Below are 17,666 nucleotides of genomic sequence, written 5' to 3'. Positions count from 1 at the left end.
ACGCTATCAACCGCTTAACAGCCCGCCCCGGAAAAACGGGAGTCGGGCTGTTTTCATTTGTGCCTCCGCAGGGCCGATAGGCGACTTTAAAGGATCGTTAGCTCAACAAGTATCTGGCTTCGGGGTCGTAAAAAATGGCACATTGGCGACCCCCGCCTGTGTGCACCCACTGTCGTTTGGAATTTCCATGGCTTCCAGCAACTCCGTAACGTCTGCGCCCGCCGCTCCGGCTGCGGCGCAAAGCAGCCCCCTGGTCATGCGTGTGATTGGCGCGGTCGCGCTGGCGCATTTGATCAATGACCTGATCCAGTCGGTGTTGCCGTCGATCTACCCCCTGCTCAAGGCCAACTACGGCCTGACCTTTACCCAGGTCGGGCTGATTACCCTGACTTTCCAGATCACGGCATCGCTGCTGCAACCCTGGGTCGGTTTCTATACCGATCGCCATCCCAAGCCGTTGTTGTTGCCAGCGGGGATGATCTGCACCTTGATCGGCATCCTGATGCTGTCCCAGGTCGGCAGCTTCGCCATGATCCTGCTGGCCTCGGCGTTGATCGGTGTCGGCTCATCGACCTTCCACCCGGAAGCTTCGCGTGTCGCGCGGCTGGCCTCGGGCGGGCGTTTCGGCCTGGCGCAGTCGACCTTCCAGGTGGGCGGCAATGCCGGCTCGGCCCTGGGGCCGTTGCTGGCGGCGGCGATCATCATTCCATTCGGCCAGGCCCATGTGGCCTGGTTCGGGCTGTTCGCGGTCTTTGCCTTGGGTGTGCTCTATGGCATCAGCCGCTGGTATCGCAATCACCTGGCCCTGTTCAAGCTCAAGCAGGGGCAACAGGCGACCCACGGGCTGTCGAAAAACCGGGTGATAGGTGCGCTGGTGGTGCTGGGGCTGTTGGTGTTTTCCAAGTACTTCTACATGGCCAGCTTCACCAGTTACTTCACGTTCTATCTGATCGAGCGGTTCCAGCTGTCGGTGGCCAGCTCCCAATTGCACCTGTTTCTGTTTCTCGGCGCGGTGGCGGCAGGGACCTTTGCCGGCGGGCCGATTGGTGACCGGATCGGCCGCAAGGCGGTGATCTGGTTTTCGATCCTGGGCGTGGCGCCGTTTACCTTGCTGCTGCCTTATGTGGACCTGTTCTGGACTACGGTGCTCAGCGTGGTGATCGGCTTTATCCTGGCCTCGGCGTTCTCGGCGATTGTGGTGTATGCCCAGGAGCTGGTGCCAGGTAACGTCGGGATGATTGCCGGGGTGTTCTTTGGCCTGATGTTTGGTTTTGGCGGGATTGGCGCGGCGTTGCTGGGGCACCTCGCCGATATCCATGGCATCGAGTATGTGTATCTGCTGTGCTCGTATCTGCCATTGTTTGGGGTGCTGGCAGTGTTGTTGCCGCGTACGCGCAAGGCCCGCTAGGCTGCGGTCGCCCGCTTGTAGAGGGGGCTGCCGGCGGCGCGGCGCCAGGCAACGACACTTGTAAATAGGAAGTGTTCTCTTTATTGTCTGGCGCCTGCCCCTGGAACCTGGCTGTCGCGCATGTCGAGCATGACCACTGAAGAGTTGGAGTTGGCCTTCAAGGCCCACGGGCGCGAGTTGCGCACGTTTCTCTATCGCCAGCTCAAGAGCAGCGAGACGGCCGCCGACCTGGCTCAGGAAACCTATTTGCGGATGCTGCGCCAGCCGCCGCGCAAACCAGTGTTGAACCTGCGCGGGTTTATCTTTCGGATCGCCCGCAACCTGGCCATCGACCATGCACGTAGCCGCGGCACCCGGGACCAGCATGACCAAGGCATGGCCTACCTCTACGAGGTGACCGGGGAAAGCCCGGAGCTGTTCGACGTGGTGGCCGCTCGGGAAGAACTGGCCCTGCTGGCCGGGGTGCTCGAACGGTTGCCGGCCCAGGCCCAACGCATTTTCCTGCTCTGCCGCCTGGAAGGGCAGCCTCACAAGGCCGTCGCGGCCGAACTGGGGATTTCCGTCAGCAGTGTGGAAAAGCAGTTGGCCATGGCCCTCGACTTTCTTCGCCAATGCCTGCAACGTTGAACGTTATGCACACCCCTGATTTGCCTCAAGGCCAACCTGATCCGGACCTCCAGCACACTGCCCACGCCTGGGTGGTGCGCCTGACGTCGGGCGCGGCGGTGCCCGAGGATGTGGCAGCGGCCAAGGCCTGGTGTGACGAAGCTCCGGCCCATCGCCAGGCCTTTGTCGAGGCCCGCCGGCTCTGGCAGCTCAGCGGGCACCTGGCCGTGGCCCCGGTGCGCCGGACCTACAAACAGTACTGGCCGTTGGCGAGTGCCGCGGTGCTGGTGTTGGCGGTCGCTGTGCTGCTGGTCCGCCAGAATGCCTGGGACGCCGATTACGTCACCGCCCGGGGTGAGCAACAGCGCATCGAGCTGGCCGACGGCTCGCGCATCCTGCTCGATTCCGGCTCGGCGCTGGATGTGCAGTTGACTGCCAACGGACGGCGGATCGAACTGCGCAAGGGCGAGGCCTTGTTCGAGGTCGCTCATGATCCGCAGCGACCGTTCACCGTCCAGTCCGGCGATTTGAGTGCCACCGCTTTGGGCACCGTGTATTCGGTACGGCGCGAAGCGCACGGCAGCGCGGTGATTGTCGCCCGGGGCCGGGTGGCCGTGCGCGATCCGTCGGGTGATGCCGTGCTGGAAGCGGGCGAGGGGGTCAGCCAGGAACGTGGCGTGATCAGCGCCAAATACCCGCTCAACACCGACAAGGCCCTGGCCTGGCAGCATGGGCGCCTGGTCTTCGAGATGGCGCCGCTGGCCGAGGTGCTCGCGGCGGTGGAGCGCTATCGTCCGGGGTTGATCCTGATCGGCGATGAAAGCCTGCGCTCGCTCACGGTCAGCGGCACCTTTCAACTGGATCGCCTCGATGAAGGCCTGGTGACGCTGGAACAGGTTTTCCCCCTCAGAATCCAGCGTTATAGCCCTTATCTGCTGATTTTTGAGCCGCGTACCTGAAGGTCTTTAAGACGCCGCCGCCAACTATTTTTACGGGTCTTGGGCGTTCGCCCGTCTTTCTCTTCTAAAACGATAATGCTTCGCATTCGACAGGGGAAAGACACTGATGCATCGCCCAGCTTCCAAAACCTTTATGCCCAAGCCGCTGCCCGTGGCCCTGCGCCGCGTCACCGGCGTGCTGGCCTTGATGCCGGCCCTGGTCCTGGCCCAGCCGCTGGCATTCGATATCGGCGCGCAGCCGTTGGGTAGCGCGCTCAATCGCCTGGCCGAACAGAGTGGGTTGCAGGTGATTTACGACGGCGAAATGGTGCTGGGCAAGTCGAGCCAGGGTGTGCGCGGTTTGCAGGAACCCGAAGCGGCCTTGCAGCAATTGTTGCAAGGCAGTGGCCTGACCTGGCGTCCGACCGGCAGCGGCAGCGTGATGCTCGAGAAACTGCCGGAGCAGGGCAGTGCGTTGCAACTGGGCGCGACCACCATCAGCGGCCAGCAGATGGGCCAGACCACCGAAGGCACCGGCTCCTACACCACTGGGGCGATGCAGACCGCGACCAAACTGGCGCTGTCGGCCCGTGAGACACCGCAATCGGTCAGCATCATTACGCGCCAGCGCATGGACGACCAGAATATGCGCACCCTGGAGGATGTGCTCAAGAGCACGCCTGGCGTCTCGATGACCAAGGACGGCCCCCAGCGCCCAATCTTCTACTCCCGCGGCTTTGCCATCGAAAACCTGATGACCGATGGCTTGCCCAATGACATGTCCCACTACCTGAGCCGGGACATGAACTCGGCGCCGGATATGGCGATCTACGACCGCGTCGAAGTGGTCCGTGGCGCGGCCGGGCTGATGCAGGGCACCGGCAGCCCTTCAGCGGCGATCAACCTGGTGCGCAAGCGTCCGACCAGCGACCCGCGCCTGAGCATGACCGCGAGTGCCGGCAGTTGGGACAACCACCGCACCGAGGTGGATGCCAGCGGCCCGCTCAACGACAGTGGCAGCTTGCGCGGGCGGGTGGTCAGCGCCTACCAGACCAAGGACAGTTTCCAGGATGTCGCCGACAGTGACCGCAGCGTGTTCTATGCCATTGGCGAGGCAGATCTGAACGAGGACAGCACGCTCACCTTCGGTCTGTCGAACCAGAAGGCCCATAACACCACGACCTGGGGCGGCCTGCCGGTGGCCATCAATGGCAGCGACCTGCACCTCTCGCGCTCCAGCTACCTGGGCAGCGACTGGGAATACTGGGATCAGGACAACACCACGGCGTTCAGCCGCCTCGACTATCGATTTGCCAATGCCTGGAAACTGCAACTGGCGGCGAGCCGTTCCTGGTCCGAGGTGAAGATGCTTGGCAGCATGACCGAGCGCTTCGGCCCCGATGATGCGGAGTTTGGCCAGTACGTCGGGCAGTACCAGTACAAGGACCGGCAGAGCAGCTACGACGCCAATGCCAGCGGGCCTTTCGAACTGTTCGGTCGTACCCACGAGCTGGTGCTCGGGGCCAGCCGTCGGGAGTTGACGTTCGATGGCAAAGGGCACTATCGCGACGATCCAACCAACACCAATATCTACAACCCGGACCCGCACAGCGTGCCCAAGCCCTATCTGAACCTGGATCGCTGGACTCAGGACCGCAGTTCCGAGCTGGACAGCACCTATGTCACCTCGCGTTTCAACGTTACCGATAGCTTGAAGCTGATTCTCGGCAGCCGGCTGGACTGGTACGACTACGACGTGGACACCCGCAATGATGGCAAGCGTTCAGCGTCCAGTGGCAGCTATAAAGTCACGCGCAATGTCACCCGCTATGCCGGCGCGATCTACGACCTGGACGCCCATCACTCCGTCTATGTCAGCTATACTGATATCTTTGCCCCGCAAGGCGCGCTGGATGCGGGCGGCAATGCGATCAAGCCGGTCGTGGGCAAGAACTACGAGTTGGGCATCAAGGGCGAGTACTTCGATGGCGGCCTGAATGCCAGCGCGGCGATTTTCCGGGTCGACCAGGAAAACAAGGCCAAGGAGCTGAGCCCCAATGCGTGCCCGGGAACGACCTGCTACGAAGCGGCAGGCAAGGTGCGCAGCGAAGGTCTGGACCTGGAAATCAACGGCACATTGGCCACCGGCTGGGAGCTGGGGGCGGGCTATACCTTTGCCCAGGTGAAGTACGTCAAGGACGCCAACCCGGAAAATGTCGGCCGCCTGTTCGACACCGATATCCCCCGGCATGTCTTCAAGGCCTTCACCACCTATCAGCTCCCGGGCGATCTGCATCGCTGGACCATCGGTGGCGGGTTGTACCGCCAGAACACCATCTATAACCAGGACACCAACTTCTACGGCGATGAGTCGCCGTTTCGCACCGAGCAAAAGGCCTACACGCTGGTCGACCTGATGACCCGCTTCCAGGCCACGGACAATCTGGAAGTGCGGCTGAACCTGAACAATGTCTTCGACAAAAAGTACTACCAGGCCATCAGCACCAACACCTACTACGGCGGCAGCATCTACGGCGAACCGCGCAATGCGATGCTGACGGTACGTTGGTCGCTGTGATGGGGGGGCGGCTAGGTGCCCGCACCCGCCTGGATACACACTCCAAAGCCTCGTTCTCGGGGCCTTGGGGTATTGCGGGGACTGACCGGTCTGAGTGTTTCCCGTTATCTGAGTGATGAGCTGGCGTTGTACTGATCGCGCAGTTGGCGAACCAGGGCTCAGGGTAGTGGGTTCTGGCGGGGGGGATGTCGAGAGGAGAGGTGGCCTGGGGCCGCAACTCCCTACCTGCCCCCGCTCGGTGTCTGCAGCGGGTTCAGGTAGGTGAGCGTCGAGCGGCTTAGACGTTGAAGCGGAAGTGCATCACGTCGCCGTCCTTGACGATGTAGTCCTTGCCTTCCAGACGCCATTTACCGGCTTCCTTCGCGCCAGCTTCACCCTTGTACTGGATGAAGTCGTCGTAGGCGATCACTTCGGCGCGGATAAAGCCTTTCTCGAAGTCGGTGTGGATCACGGCCGCAGCCTGTGGCGCGGTGGCACCGACACGCACGGTCCAGGCCCGCACTTCCTTCACGCCAGCGGTGAAGTAGGTCTGCAGGTTGAGCATCTCGTAACCGGCGCGGATCACGCGGTTCAGGCCCGGCTCTTCTAGGCCCAGGGCTTCGAGGAACATGTCTTTCTCTTCACCGTCGTCGAGTTCGGCGATCTCGGCTTCGATCTTGTTGCAGACCGGTACCACGATTGCGCCTTCTTCGGCCGCAATAGCCTTGACCACGTCCAGCAGCGGGTTGTTCTCGAAGCCGTCTTCGGCGACGTTGGCGATGTACATCACCGGCTTCGTGGTCAGCAGGTGGAAGCCACGGATCACGGCCTTCTCGTCGTTACCCATGTCCTTCATCAGGCTGCGCGCCGGCTTGCCTTCGGTGAAGTGGGCGATCAGTTGTTCGAGCAGGCCCTTCTGGACCACGGCATCCTTGTCGCCACCCTTGGCGTTGCGCGCGACTTTCTGCAGTTGCTTCTCGCAGCTGTCGAGGTCGGCGAAGATCAGTTCCAGGTCGATGATCTCGATATCGCGTTTCGGGTCGACACTGTTGGAGACGTGGATCACGTTGTCGTCTTCAAAGCAGCGGACCACGTGGGCGATGGCATCGGTTTCGCGGATGTTGGCCAGGAACTTGTTGCCCAGGCCTTCACCTTTCGAGGCGCCCGCCACCAGGCCAGCGATGTCGACGAATTCCATGGTGGTCGGCAGCACGCGCTCGGGCACCACAATGGCGGCCAGTGCATCCAGGCGTGGATCGGGCATCGGCACGATGCCGCTGTTCGGCTCGATGGTGCAGAAGGGGAAGTTCTCGGCCGCGATCCCGGATTTGGTCAGGGCGTTGAACAGGGTGGATTTGCCGACGTTGGGCAGGCCGACGATGCCGCAATTGAATCCCATGGTGTTTCCCCTCGGATAAGAGTCAGGCCTTCTGGCTGTGCAGGTTTTTCATCGCGCGGTTCCATTCACCGGCGAAGATATCCGGCAGCACGCCGAGGGCAAAATCGATGCTGGCGTCGATCTTTTCCTGTTCGGCGCGTGGCGCGCGACCCAGGACAAAATTCGACACCATGCTGGCGACGCCCGGGTGGCCAATGCCGATCCGCAGACGGTGAAAGGTATTCTGATTGCCAAGCTGCGCGATGATGTCCCGCAGCCCGTTGTGACCGCCGTGCCCGCCGCCCTGCTTGAGCTTGGCGACGCCGGGTGGCAGATCGAGTTCGTCGTGGGCCACCAGTATTTCTTGCGGCTGGATACGGAAAAAGCCGGCAAGCGCCGCGACGGCCTGGCCGCTGCGGTTCATGTAAGTGGTGGGAATCAGCAGACGAATGTCCTGACCCTGGTGACTGAAGCGCCCGGTCAGGCCGAAATATTTGCGATCGGCGACAAGGTTGATCCCTTGTGCGTGCGCGATGCGCTCAACAAAAAGGGCCCCCGCGTTATGCCGAGTCTGTTCGTATTCGGTGCCTGGATTTCCCAGGCCAACGATCAGTTTGATGGCAGTCACGTCAGGGGCCCTTCCTTTGGAGTTGTGGATAACATCGCCGCCAGTCGTGGGTCAGCGGCGAAGACGAACGAAATTGGCTGATTTACCAGAATGTAAACTTCGCGATCTCGTCCGCTTAACTCGCTGTACGCCAGCTCGCGATGTTTCCACAGCTCCGGCTACAGAGTAATGAATTACTCGGCAGCGCCTTCAGCAGCTTCTGGAGCAACACGTGGAGCGTGAACGTTGGCTACTGCCAGGTCGTTACCGTGTGCCAGGGCTACGAACTCAACGCCTTTAGGGGCTTTGAGGTCGGACAGGTGAATGATCGAACCGACTTCGGCGTTGGCCAGGTCGACTTCGATGAACTCAGGCAGGTCCTTAGGCAGGCAGCTCACTTCGATTTCAGCCACAACGTGGGAGATCTCGCCGCCTTTTTTCACTGGCGCAGCTTCGTTGATGAAGTGCACAGGAACGTGAGCGGTCAGTTTCTGGCCAGCGACAACGCGAACGAAGTCAGCGTGCATCACGTGGCCTTTGGCCGGGTGACGCTGCAGGGCTTTGATGATCACGTTTTGCTTGGTGCCGCCAACGTTCAGTTCGATAACGTGGCTGAAAGCCGCTTCGTTTTCGAGCAGTTTGGCAACTTCTTTAGCCAGCATGCTGATGGATTCAGGGGCTTTGTCGCCACCGTAAACTACAGCTGGAACCAGGCTTGCGAGACGACGCAGGCGGCGGCTCGCACCTTTCCCCAGGTCGGAACGCACTTCAGCATTCAGGGTAAAATTGTTCATGTTGACTCTCCAAATTAACCACATTCGCCCGAGCGTTTGCGACCAGCGCTAGAGGCGGTATGGGCAAAAAAGCCCCGCCCCAACAGGTGTTGGGGCGGGGCGCTTTTCGTCGACGAGACATTCGCGTAGGGCGGGGCCCTTAGCGGAACATCGCGCTGATCGATTCTTCGTTGCTGATGCGGCGAACCGCTTCGGCAACTACCGGTGCGATATCCAGTTGACGGATACGTGCACAGGCTTGTGCGGCAGCGGACAGCGGGATGGTGTTGGTCACCACCAGCTCGTCCAGCACGGAATTTTCAATGTTCTCGATCGCGCGACCCGACAGCACAGGGTGTGTGCAGTAGGCAAAGACCTTGGCAGCGCCATGTTCTTTGAGGGCTTTCGCCGCGTGGCACAGGGTGCCGGCGGTGTCGACCATGTCATCGACCAGAATGCAGGTGCGGCCTTCGACATCACCGATGATGTGCATCACTTCGGAGTGGTTGGCCTTCTCACGACGTTTGTCGATGATGCCCAGATCCACGCCCAGGGACTTGGCTACGGCACGTGCACGCACGACGCCACCAATGTCCGGAGAGACGATCATCAGATTTTCGAAGCGTTGATCTTCGATGTCATCCACCAGAACGGGGGAGCCGTAGATGTTATCTACCGGAATATCGAAGAAACCCTGGATTTGGTCAGCGTGCAGATCAACCGTGAGTACACGATCGATGCCGACTACGGTAAGCATGTCAGCTACGACTTTCGCGCTGATAGCCACACGTGCGGAGCGCGGACGGCGATCCTGACGGGCATAACCAAAGTAGGGGATCACCGCAGTGATTCGAGTCGCTGAGGAACGGCGGAAGGCATCAGCCATCACGACGAGTTCCATCAGGTTATCGTTGGTCGGAGCGCAAGTCGGCTGAATAATGAAGACGTCTTTACCGCGAACGTTTTCATTGATCTCGGCAGTAATTTCGCCGTCGGAGAACTTACCGACAGAGATGTCACCGAGAGGGATATGCAGCTGACGTACGACACGCCGAGCCAGATCGGGGTTAGCGTTCCCCGTAAAGACCATCATCTTGGACACGCGCAGTACCTGAAGGCTGAGGGTATACCTGGATGAGTATAGGAAAATGGCAGGGGCGGCTGGATTCGAACCAACGCATGGCAGGATCAAAACCTGCTGCCTTACCGCTTGGCGACGCCCCTGTATCTGTTGCAACGAGTGCCCAGCACTCGGTTCCTTTTAGAGCAAGCTTTGTAGTTTGCGATGCAACATCGAGACGTTGCTACCTTTGGCTACAAACCCTGTAAGGGTCTCTGTAAGAAGGGCCGAGACTTTATCAGCTTCAGCTTTGTTTGGGAAGGCCCCAAACACACAACTTCCAGTTCCGGTTAATTTTGCTTCGGTAAATTTACCTAGCAAATTCAAAGCGTTACGAACATCTGGGTAGCGCCTTGAGACAACCGGTAAGCAGTCATTTCGACTGTTTCCCTTGGGAACGGGGCGCACTTTAATGGGCGATGAGTCACGTGTCAACAGCGGATCTGAAAAAATTTCTGCTGTACTTACAGAGACTTGCGGCACAAGCACGAGATACCAGGGTTCTTCCGGGTCAACCGGGGTAAGTTTTTCCCCCACGCCCTCGGCAAAGGCCGCGTGTCCGCGGACGAAAACCGGCACGTCCGCACCCAGTGTCAGGCCCAGTGCGGCGAGGCGATCTTCGTCCCAGCCCAGTTGCCAGAGATGGTTGAGACCGAGCAGGGTGGTTGCCGCATTGGAGCTGCCGCCGCCGATGCCGCCGCCCATGGGGAGTTTTTTCTCGATCCAGATATCCATGCCCTGCTTGCAGCCGGATTGCTCCTGGAGTTTTTTCGCCGCCCGCACGATCAGATTGCTGTCGTGGGGCACACCTGGCATTTCGGTGTGCAACTGGATCACGCCGTCATCGCGAACGGCAAAGCTCAGTTCGTCGGCGTAGTCGAGAAATTGAAACAGGGTCTGCAGCTCGTGATAACCATCCGGGCGGCGCCCAAGGATGTGGAGCATGAGATTGAGTTTGGCAGGCGCAGGCAGCACCAGGCGATTGGCACTCATCTCACTGCCCCAGCTGGCGCGGTTGCCAGTCCTTGATCACCAGGGTGACGTCGAGGTCGCGGCCATGCAGCTTGATACGTTCCGGTAGCCAGAACCCGTTCTGCTCGCTATAGCTCAGGTATTCGACCTGCCAACCGTCCTGGTCCAGGTTGGCCAGGCGACTGTCGCCGTCGAGTGTCAGGCGGCTCTTGCTATCCGGCGCGGGCAAGCCCCGTACCCACCAGACCAGATGGGACACCGGTAATTTCCAGCCCAGTTGATCCTGCAGCAGGGTTTCCGGGTCCGGCGCTTCATAGCGCCCCTGGTTGGCGACCTCCAGCGCGACTTGGCCCGGGCGCCCGGTCAGGCGTGCAGCACCACGGCCCAGCGGGCCCGAGAGGCGAATGTCGTAATAGTCCTGGCGCTGCAGCCAGAAAAGCGTACCGCTGCCCGAGTCTTTGGGCGCACGGATGCCGACCTTGCCACTGATCTGCCAGCCGTCGAGGTGGCTCAATTGCTGTTTGTGCTGGTTCCACTGGGCGGCGTTGCCCTGGCCTTGGACCGACTCACGGGGCCCCAGGCCGGCGCAACCGGCCAGCAGGGCAATCAGGCTGAAAACGATGAGGTGGCGCGCGAACATAGCGTTAAAGGTTCTCGGATCCGGTCAGGCGCTTGATGGTGCTGCGCAGAATGGTGCTGTCAGGTTGTTCCTTGAGGAACTGGCTCCAGACTTGTTTGGCTTCGCGTTGTTTGCCGTTGGCCCAGAGGACTTCGCCCAGGTGGGCGGCGACTTCTGCGTCGGGGAGACGCTCCAGGGCTTGGCGTAGCAGGCGCTCGGCTTCATCGAGATTGCCTTGGCGATAGTTGACCCAGCCCAGGCTGTCGAGCACCGCCGGATCTTCCGGATTCAGCTGGTGGGCTTGCTCGATCAGCGCCTTGGCTTCGGCGTAGCGCGTGGTGCGATCCGACAGGGTGTAGCCCAAGGCGTTGAGTGCCATGGCGTTGTCGGGTTCGCGCTTGATGATCGCGCGCAGGTCTTTTTCCATCTGCGCCAGGTCATTGCGCTTTTCCGCCTGCATGGCACGGGTGTAAAGCAAATTCAGGTCATCCGGGTACTGCAGCAATGCCTGCTGGAGCACTGTCCAGGCCGGTTCGACCTGATCATTGGCCGAGAGGGTCTCGATTTCGATCAGGTACAACTGGATGGCGTAGTCGGGCTGGGCTTCGCGGGCCGTGGCCAGGCGGCTGCGGGCTTCGCTGGCGCGGCCATTGGCAATCAGGATATCGGCCTGGCGCAGTTGCGCTGGGAGATAGTCGGTGCCGGGACCGACCTGGGCGTACTCGATCAGCGCGCCCTGGGGGTCGTTGAGTTCTTCGGCGATGCGCCCCAGGTTCAGGTGGGCTGAGTCGACATGGCTGTCGCGGGCCACCAGGTCTTCGAGGTAACCCTTGGCTTCGACCCAGGCCTTGGCTTCGAGGCTGACCAGGGCCAGGGAGAAACGCAGTTCGTCATCGTCCGGGTATTGCTGGACCAGGCTGGCGAACTCGACCTTGGCGTCGTCGACGCGGTTCTGTTCCACCAGCATGCGGGCATAGGTCAGGCGCAGACGTTTGTCGTCGGGGTACTGGCGGATGCTTTTCTGCAACAGCGGCAGGGCTTCCTTGCCGCGATTGAGGCCTTGCAGAATGCGGGCTCGCAGCAGGATGGGCGCCACTTCGCCGGCTTCCGGCGGGTTGTCTTCGAGCAGGGTCAGTGCTTCTTCGGCCCTGTCGTCCTGTTGCAGCAACAGGGCCTTGCCGAAAATCAGCTGGCCGTTGTTGGGGTGCCGGACGAGCAGGCGATCGAAACTTTTCAACAGGCCGTTGCGGGTGTCCTGATCGGTGTCGGCCGCCGCGAGGGCGAGGAAATCGAAATGAGTGTCGCCCTTGCCCTGCAGGACTTTCTCCATATAGACCATGGAGTCGTCATAGCGACCGCTGCGCGCCAGCTGGATGGCGGCGGCGCGTTGCGCTTCCAGATCGTCAGGGGCATTGCGGGCCCAGATCAGCGCGGTATCGAGGGCTGCCTGGTCGGCGCCCAGGTATTCGGCGATGCGAAAGGCCCGCTCGGAGATGCCCGGGTCCTGGGTGTTGATCGCCTGGGTCACATAGTTGTCCAGGGCCATGTCGAACCGATTGCGCTGGCCAGCCAGCTCTGCACTCAACAGGCTGAACACCGTTTCCTGGCTGAAGGAGCTGTAGACCTTGGGTTTTTCCGGGGCAGGGCTGCTGTCTTCTACGGGCGGCGTGCCGTCCGTCGACACCGGGGCCAAGGCCTGGCAGCCACTGAGGAAAACTACGGCGAGGAGCAACGCGGAGGATCTATTCATATAGGAGAAGGACGACTTACCTGCGGTCGGATCATCATGACACAAGCGATGGCGCAAACCCTAACCGTGGCGCCTATCGATGCGGACTGTTCGGACAATAGATTAGGACAATAGTCAGCAGTGGTTGTTCTCAATCTGGCGAAGTAGGACAATTGTCGGCTTCTTGACATCATCAGCGACCTTGAATGGCCTTCCTCGCACTCGGTATCAACCACAAGACTGCTTCAGTAGACGTCCGCGAGCGCGTGGCTTTTACCCCCGAGCAGTTGGTCGAGGCCTTGCAGCAGCTCTGCCGACTCACCGACAGCCGCGAAGCTGCGATCCTCTCCACCTGCAACCGCAGTGAACTGTATATAGAACAGGATCACCTGGCGGCGGACACGGTATTGCGCTGGCTGGCGGACTATCACCGCCTGAGCCTCGACGATTTGCGCGCCTGCGCCTACGTCCACGAGGACGACGCGGCGGTGCGGCACATGATGCGGGTGGCTTCGGGCCTGGACTCGCTGGTGTTGGGCGAGCCACAGATCCTCGGTCAGATGAAGTCTGCCTACGCTGTCGCCCGGGAGGCCGGCACCGTCGGCCCGCTGTTGGGCCGGCTGTTCCAGGCCACGTTCAATGCCGCCAAGCAGGTACGCACCGACACCGCCATTGGCGAGAACCCGGTGTCCGTGGCGTTTGCCGCCGTCAGCCTGGCCAAGCAGATTTTCAGTGACTTGCAGCGCAGCACCGCACTGCTGATCGGCGCCGGCGAAACCATTACCCTGGTTGCCCGCCACCTGCACGACCTGGGGGTCAAGCGCATCGTTGTCGCGAACCGGACCCTGGAGCGCGCCAGTATCCTGGCCGAACAGTTCGGCGCCCATGCGGTACTGCTGTCGGATATTCCCCAGGAGCTGGTGCACAGCGATATCGTGATCAGCTCCACAGCCAGCCAGTTGCCGATTCTGGGCAAGGGCGCGGTGGAAAGCGCGCTGAAGCTGCGCAAGCACAAGCCGATTTTCATGGTGGATATTGCTGTTCCCCGGGATATCGAACCGGAAGTCGGCGAGTTGGACGACGTTTACCTCTATACCGTCGACGATCTGCACGAAGTGGTCGCCGAGAACCTCAAGAGTCGCCAGGGGGCAGCCCAGGCCGCCGAAGAGCTGGTCAATATCGGCGCCAGCGACTTTATGGTGCGCCTGCGCGAGCTGGCCGCGGTGGATGTGCTCAAGGCTTACCGGCAACAGAGCGAACGGCTGCGTGACGAAGAACTGCAAAAGGCCCAGCGATTGCTGGCCAACGGGGCCAACGCCGAAGATGTGCTGGTGCAATTGGCGCGCGGCCTGACCAATAAACTGCTGCACGCCCCTAGTGTGCAGTTGAAGAAGCTTTCCGCCGAAGGCCGCCTCGATGCGCTGGCCATGGCCCAGGAACTCTTTGCCCTCGGTGAGGGCTCATCGGATAGCTTTTCGGATAAAAAACCGCAATGAAAGCGTCACTGCTCAATAAGCTGGATATTCTCCAGGACCGTTTCGAAGAACTGACCGCCTTGCTCGGCGATGGCGAAGTCATTTCCGATCAGACCAAGTTCCGTGCCTATTCCAAGGAGTACGCCGAAGTCGAGCCGATTGTCGCCTGCTACCAGCAGGTGCTCAAAGTCCAGGCCGACCTCGAGGGTGCCCAGGCGCTGCTCAAGGACAGTGACCCCGAAATGCGTGAGCTGGCCGTCGAGGAAGTGCGCGAGGCCAAGGAGCAGTTGCTCGAACTGGAAGCCAACCTGCAGCGCATGCTGCTGCCGCGCGACCCCAACGATGGGCGCAACGTCTTCCTGGAAATCCGTGCTGGCACCGGCGGTGACGAGGCGGCGATTTTCTCCGGCGACCTGTTCCGCATGTATTCGCGTTATGCCGAGCGTCGTGGCTGGCGCCTGGAGATTCTCTCGGAGAACGAAGGTGAGCACGGCGGCTATAAAGAGATCATTGCCCGGGTCGAAGGCGAGAATGTCTACGGCAAGCTGAAGTTCGAGTCCGGCGCCCACCGTGTCCAGCGCGTGCCGGCCACCGAGTCCCAGGGCCGGATCCATACCTCGGCCTGCACGGTCGCGGTACTGCCCGAGCCGGATGAGCAGGAAGCCATCGAGATCAACCCGGCGGACCTGCGCGTCGACACCTACCGCTCCTCCGGTGCGGGCGGCCAGCACGTCAACAAGACCGATTCGGCGATCCGCATCACTCACATTCCGTCGGGGATCGTGGTCGAGTGCCAGGAAGAACGCTCCCAGCACAAGAACCGCGCCCGGGCCATGTCGTGGTTGTCGGCCAAGCTCAATGACCAGCAGACCAGCGCCGCAGCCAATGCCATTGCCAGCGAGCGCAAGCTGCTGGTGGGCTCCGGCGATCGCTCCGAACGAATCCGCACCTATAACTTCCCCCAGGGGCGGGTCACCGATCACCGGATCAACCTGACGCTGTACTGCCTGGACGAAGTCATGGCCGGTGGTGTCGAGGCGGTGATCGAGCCGTTGCTGGCCGAGTACCAGGCTGACCAACTTGCGGCATTGGGTGATTGAATGACCATTATCGCCAGCCTGTTGCGCGCGGCTGAACTGCCCGACTCGCCGACGGCCCGCCTGGATGCCGAGCTGCTGCTGGCCGCCGCCCTGGGCAAGTCGCGCAGCTATCTGCATACCTGGCCGGAAAAAATCGTCAGCAGCGAGGCCGCGCAGCTGTTTGCCAGCTACTTGCAGCGCCGTCGCAGCGGCGAGCCGGTGGCCTATATTCTCGGCCAGCAGGGGTTCTGGAAGTTCGATCTGGAAGTTGCGCCCCATACGCTGATCCCGCGCCCCGATACCGAACTGTTGGTCGAGGCGGCGCTGGAGCTGCTGCCCGCGGTCCCTGCCCAGGTGCTCGACCTGGGCACTGGCAGCGGCGCGATTGCCCTGGCCCTGGCCAGCGAGCGGCCGGCCTGGCAGGTCACGGCGGTGGACCGGGTCCTGGAAGCGGTGGCGCTGGCTGAACGCAATCGTCAGCGCCTCGACCTGGGCAATGTCAGGGTGCTGAATAGCCATTGGTTCAGTGCCCTGGTCGGTCAGCGGTTCCAGCTGATTATCAGCAACCCGCCGTATATTGCCGCCACCGATCCCCATCTGGTCGCGGGCGATGTGCGTTTCGAACCGGCCAGTGCGCTGGTCGCTGGCGTCGACGGGCTTGACGATCTGCGTCTGATCGTCGCCCAGGCGCCGGCCCACCTGGAGGCCGGCGGCTGGTTGATGCTCGAACACGGTTATGACCAGGCCGAAGCGGTGCGCGATCTGCTCTCGGGCCAGGGTTTCGAACAGGTCCATAGCCGCACCGACCTGGGCGGCCATCAACGGATCAGCCTGGGGCACCTGCCGTGCTAAGCGATCAGGAGTTACTGCGCTACAGCCGCCAAATCCTGCTGCAACAGGTGGATATCGACGGTCAGCTACGGCTTAAACACAGCCGTGTGCTGATTGTCGGCCTGGGCGGGTTGGGTTCGCCGGTCGCCTTGTATCTGGCGGCGGCAGGGGTGGGTGAGTTGCACCTGGCCGACTTCGATACGGTCGACCTGACCAATCTGCAACGCCAGGTCCTGCATGACACCCCCTCGGTAGGCTTGAGCAAAGTGGACTCGGCGCTGGCCCGGCTGACCGCTCTCAATCCCGATATCCGCCTGATTGCCCATCGCGCGGCACTGGATGTCGACTCCCTGGCCGCGGCCGTGGCGGCGGTCGACCTGGTGCTCGACTGCTCGGACAATTTCGCCACGCGCGAGGCGGTCAACGCCGCCTGCGTGGCCCAGGGCAAGCCGCTGGTCAGTGGCGCAGCGATTCGCCTTGAAGGGCAGTTGTCGGTGTTCGATCCGCGCCGCCCCGAGAGCCCCTGTTACCACTGCCTTTATGGCCATGGCAGCGAAGCCGAGCTGACGTGCAGCGAGGCCGGCGTGATCGGGCCGCTGGTGGGCTTGGTTGGCAGCTTGCAAGCGTTGGAGGCGCTGAAATTGCTCGCCGGTTTTGGCGAGCCCCTGGTCGGGCGCCTGCTGCTGATCGATGCCGTGGGCACGCGTTTTCGAGAGCTGCGGGTCAAGCGTGACCCCCATTGCAGTGTCTGCCGCGATGCGTGAAGCGCCCATCGGCGTGTTCGACTCCGGTGTCGGCGGACTGTCGGTGCTTCAGGAAATCCAGCAACTGCTGCCCCGGGAATCGCTGCTCTATGTCGGCGATTGCGGGCATATTCCCTATGGCGAGAAAACCCCCGAATTTATCCGCCAGCGCTGCGAAGTCATGGCCGGGTTCTTCCGTGAACAAGGCGCCAAGGCCCTGGTGATCGCGTGTAATACCGCGACGGTGGCTGGGGTCGCCGACCTGCGTCAGCGCTACCCGGATTGGCCCATGGTTGGCATGGAACCGGCGGTCAAGCCGGCTGCCGCCGCGACCCGCACGGGCGTGGTTGGGGTCCTGGCCACCACGGGCACTCTGCAAAGCGCCAAGTTCGCCGCCTTGCTCGACCGTTTCGCCAGCGATGTTCGCGTGGTGACCCAACCCTGCCCGGGGTTGGTCGAACGGATCGAGGCCGGCGACCTGCAAAGCCCGGCCTTGCGCCAGTTGCTGGCCGGCTATGTCGAACCGCTGCTGGCGGCCGGTTGCGACACGATTATCCTTGGCTGTACCCATTACCCCTTCCTCAAACCCTTGCTGCGCGACATGATCGGCCCTTCGATCAGCCTGATCGACACGGGCGCCGCGGTGGCCCGCCAACTCCAGCGCCTGCTGGGCGAACGCGACCTGCTCGCGACCGGGCCGGCCCGCGACGCGCGGTTCTGGACCAGCGCCAGCCCCGAACACCTGCAAGCCATCCTGCCGTTGCTGTGGAATCGTGCTGGCCTTGTGAAAAGCTTCGATTTGTAAAAAAATCGTGAAATAGCGCTGATTCA

General features: G+C 61.7%; 16 protein-coding genes and 1 tRNA gene. 9 read left to right on the top strand and 8 right to left on the bottom strand.

The annotated features are described in order from the left end of the window. The first annotated feature begins 187 nt into the window (after nt 1–187). From NPS46_RS19320 to NPS46_RS19305, 4 genes are all read left to right on the top strand, one after another. A complete protein-coding gene (locus NPS46_RS19320) occupies nt 188–1,408 on the top strand; it encodes an MFS transporter (RefSeq protein WP_274109954.1) in 1,221 nt (406 codons plus the stop codon). A 120-nt stretch (nt 1,409–1,528) separates the two neighbouring features. Next, the gene (locus NPS46_RS19315; RefSeq protein WP_274109952.1) at nt 1,529–2,035 is read left to right on the top strand and encodes an RNA polymerase sigma factor; all 507 of its coding nucleotides are present in this window, start codon (nt 1,529–1,531) and stop codon (nt 2,033–2,035) included. Between the two features lie 5 nt (nt 2,036–2,040). Next, nucleotides 2,041–2,973 (top strand): FecR family protein, encoded by a 933-nt coding sequence (locus tag NPS46_RS19310; protein WP_274109950.1) that lies wholly within the window; start codon nt 2,041–2,043, stop codon nt 2,971–2,973. 106 nt (nt 2,974–3,079) lie between these two features. Beyond that, nucleotides 3,080–5,530 carry a TonB-dependent siderophore receptor gene (locus tag NPS46_RS19305; protein WP_425312762.1) on the top strand — a complete coding sequence of 817 codons (2,451 nt, stop codon included), beginning with the start codon at nt 3,080–3,082 and terminating at the stop codon, nt 5,528–5,530. Between the two features lie 277 nt (nt 5,531–5,807). Here NPS46_RS19305 and ychF read toward each other — a convergent pair whose 3' ends face one another. The 8 genes from ychF to NPS46_RS19265 form a co-directional block, all read right to left on the bottom strand. Beyond that, on the bottom strand, nt 5,808–6,908 hold the full coding sequence (ychF, locus tag NPS46_RS19300; protein ID WP_274109948.1) for a redox-regulated ATPase YchF: 1,101 nt from the start codon (nt 6,906–6,908) through the stop codon (nt 5,808–5,810). Nucleotides 6,909–6,930: 22 nt separating this feature from the next. Next, nucleotides 6,931–7,515, bottom strand: coding sequence for an aminoacyl-tRNA hydrolase (pth, locus tag NPS46_RS19295; RefSeq protein WP_274109946.1), 585 nt, complete (start codon nt 7,513–7,515; stop codon nt 6,931–6,933). Between the two features lie 173 nt (nt 7,516–7,688). Then, nucleotides 7,689–8,288 (bottom strand): 50S ribosomal protein L25/general stress protein Ctc, encoded by a 600-nt coding sequence (locus NPS46_RS19290; protein WP_274110033.1) that lies wholly within the window; start codon nt 8,286–8,288, stop codon nt 7,689–7,691. Between the two features lie 139 nt (nt 8,289–8,427). After that, nucleotides 8,428–9,369 (bottom strand): ribose-phosphate pyrophosphokinase, encoded by a 942-nt coding sequence (locus tag NPS46_RS19285; protein WP_003171603.1) that lies wholly within the window; start codon nt 9,367–9,369, stop codon nt 8,428–8,430. A gap of 47 nt (nt 9,370–9,416) precedes the next feature. Beyond that, nucleotides 9,417–9,491 (bottom strand) — tRNA-Gln (locus NPS46_RS19280). A 37-nt stretch (nt 9,492–9,528) separates the two neighbouring features. Beyond that, nucleotides 9,529–10,380 (bottom strand): 4-(cytidine 5'-diphospho)-2-C-methyl-D-erythritol kinase, encoded by an 852-nt coding sequence (gene ispE / locus NPS46_RS19275; protein WP_274109944.1) that lies wholly within the window; start codon nt 10,378–10,380, stop codon nt 9,529–9,531. Nucleotide 10,381: 1 nt separating this feature from the next. Further along, complete coding sequence (lolB, locus tag NPS46_RS19270) at nt 10,382–10,999, bottom strand: lipoprotein insertase outer membrane protein LolB (protein ID WP_274109942.1); 618 nt, start codon at nt 10,997–10,999, stop codon at nt 10,382–10,384. Nucleotides 11,000–11,003: 4 nt separating this feature from the next. Next, nucleotides 11,004–12,728, bottom strand: a complete 1,725-nt coding sequence (locus NPS46_RS19265; protein ID WP_274109940.1) for a tetratricopeptide repeat protein — start codon at nt 12,726–12,728, stop codon at nt 11,004–11,006. A gap of 185 nt (nt 12,729–12,913) precedes the next feature. Here NPS46_RS19265 and hemA point away from each other — a divergent pair, with 185 nt between their 5' ends. Genes hemA through murI form a run of 5 tightly spaced genes read left to right on the top strand, consistent with a single transcriptional unit; the run spans nt 12,914 to nt 17,640 of the window. Then, a complete protein-coding gene (gene hemA, locus NPS46_RS19260) occupies nt 12,914–14,203 on the top strand; it encodes a glutamyl-tRNA reductase (RefSeq protein WP_274109938.1) in 1,290 nt (429 codons plus the stop codon). Next, the gene (gene prfA, locus NPS46_RS19255; protein ID WP_274109936.1) at nt 14,200–15,282 is read left to right on the top strand and encodes a peptide chain release factor 1; all 1,083 of its coding nucleotides are present in this window, start codon (nt 14,200–14,202) and stop codon (nt 15,280–15,282) included. The genes hemA and prfA overlap by 4 nt, the downstream gene beginning before the upstream one ends. Further along, a complete protein-coding gene (prmC, locus tag NPS46_RS19250) occupies nt 15,283–16,113 on the top strand; it encodes a peptide chain release factor N(5)-glutamine methyltransferase (protein WP_274109934.1) in 831 nt (276 codons plus the stop codon). It abuts the gene before it with no gap. Further along, nucleotides 16,107–16,856: a molybdopterin-synthase adenylyltransferase MoeB gene (locus NPS46_RS19245; RefSeq protein WP_274109932.1), complete on the top strand. Its 750-nt coding sequence runs from the start codon at nt 16,107–16,109 to the stop codon at nt 16,854–16,856. The genes prmC and NPS46_RS19245 overlap by 7 nt, the downstream gene beginning before the upstream one ends. Further along, nucleotides 16,849–17,640, top strand: a complete 792-nt coding sequence (gene murI, locus NPS46_RS19240) for a glutamate racemase (protein ID WP_274110031.1) — start codon at nt 16,849–16,851, stop codon at nt 17,638–17,640. The genes NPS46_RS19245 and murI overlap by 8 nt, the downstream gene beginning before the upstream one ends. Nucleotides 17,641–17,666: the final 26 nt, after the last annotated feature.

The sequence above is a fragment of the Pseudomonas putida genome (assembly GCF_028682395.1).
Classification (GTDB): domain Bacteria; phylum Pseudomonadota; class Gammaproteobacteria; order Pseudomonadales; family Pseudomonadaceae; genus Aquipseudomonas; species Aquipseudomonas putida_AB.
Note: the sequence above shows the minus strand (reverse complement) of the source record. Positions and strands in the feature narration are given on the sequence as shown.

What these genes read in the sequence shown, in the direction of transcription:
- prfA (WP_274109936.1), top strand. Translation starts at nt 14,200, where the DNA reads ATGAAAGCGTCACTGCTCAATAAGCTGGATATTCTCCAGGACCGTTTC.
- NPS46_RS19315 (WP_274109952.1), top strand. Translation starts at nt 1,529, where the DNA reads ATGTCGAGCATGACCACTGAAGAGTTGGAGTTGGCCTTCAAGGCCCAC.
- NPS46_RS19265 (WP_274109940.1), bottom strand. Translation starts at nt 12,728, where the DNA reads ATGAATAGATCCTCCGCGTTGCTCCTCGCCGTAGTTTTCCTCAGTGGC.
- NPS46_RS19320 (WP_274109954.1), top strand. Translation starts at nt 188, where the DNA reads ATGGCTTCCAGCAACTCCGTAACGTCTGCGCCCGCCGCTCCGGCTGCG.
- NPS46_RS19310 (WP_274109950.1), top strand. Translation starts at nt 2,041, where the DNA reads ATGCACACCCCTGATTTGCCTCAAGGCCAACCTGATCCGGACCTCCAG.
- hemA (WP_274109938.1), top strand. Translation starts at nt 12,914, where the DNA reads ATGGCCTTCCTCGCACTCGGTATCAACCACAAGACTGCTTCAGTAGAC.
- murI (WP_274110031.1), top strand. Translation starts at nt 16,849, where the DNA reads ATGCGTGAAGCGCCCATCGGCGTGTTCGACTCCGGTGTCGGCGGACTG.
- NPS46_RS19290 (WP_274110033.1), bottom strand. Translation starts at nt 8,288, where the DNA reads ATGAACAATTTTACCCTGAATGCTGAAGTGCGTTCCGACCTGGGGAAA.
- ychF (WP_274109948.1), bottom strand. Translation starts at nt 6,908, where the DNA reads ATGGGATTCAATTGCGGCATCGTCGGCCTGCCCAACGTCGGCAAATCC.
- prmC (WP_274109934.1), top strand. Translation starts at nt 15,283, where the DNA reads ATGACCATTATCGCCAGCCTGTTGCGCGCGGCTGAACTGCCCGACTCG.
- ispE (WP_274109944.1), bottom strand. Translation starts at nt 10,380, where the DNA reads ATGAGTGCCAATCGCCTGGTGCTGCCTGCGCCTGCCAAACTCAATCTC.
- NPS46_RS19305 (WP_425312762.1), top strand. Translation starts at nt 3,080, where the DNA reads ATGCATCGCCCAGCTTCCAAAACCTTTATGCCCAAGCCGCTGCCCGTG.
- lolB (WP_274109942.1), bottom strand. Translation starts at nt 10,999, where the DNA reads ATGTTCGCGCGCCACCTCATCGTTTTCAGCCTGATTGCCCTGCTGGCC.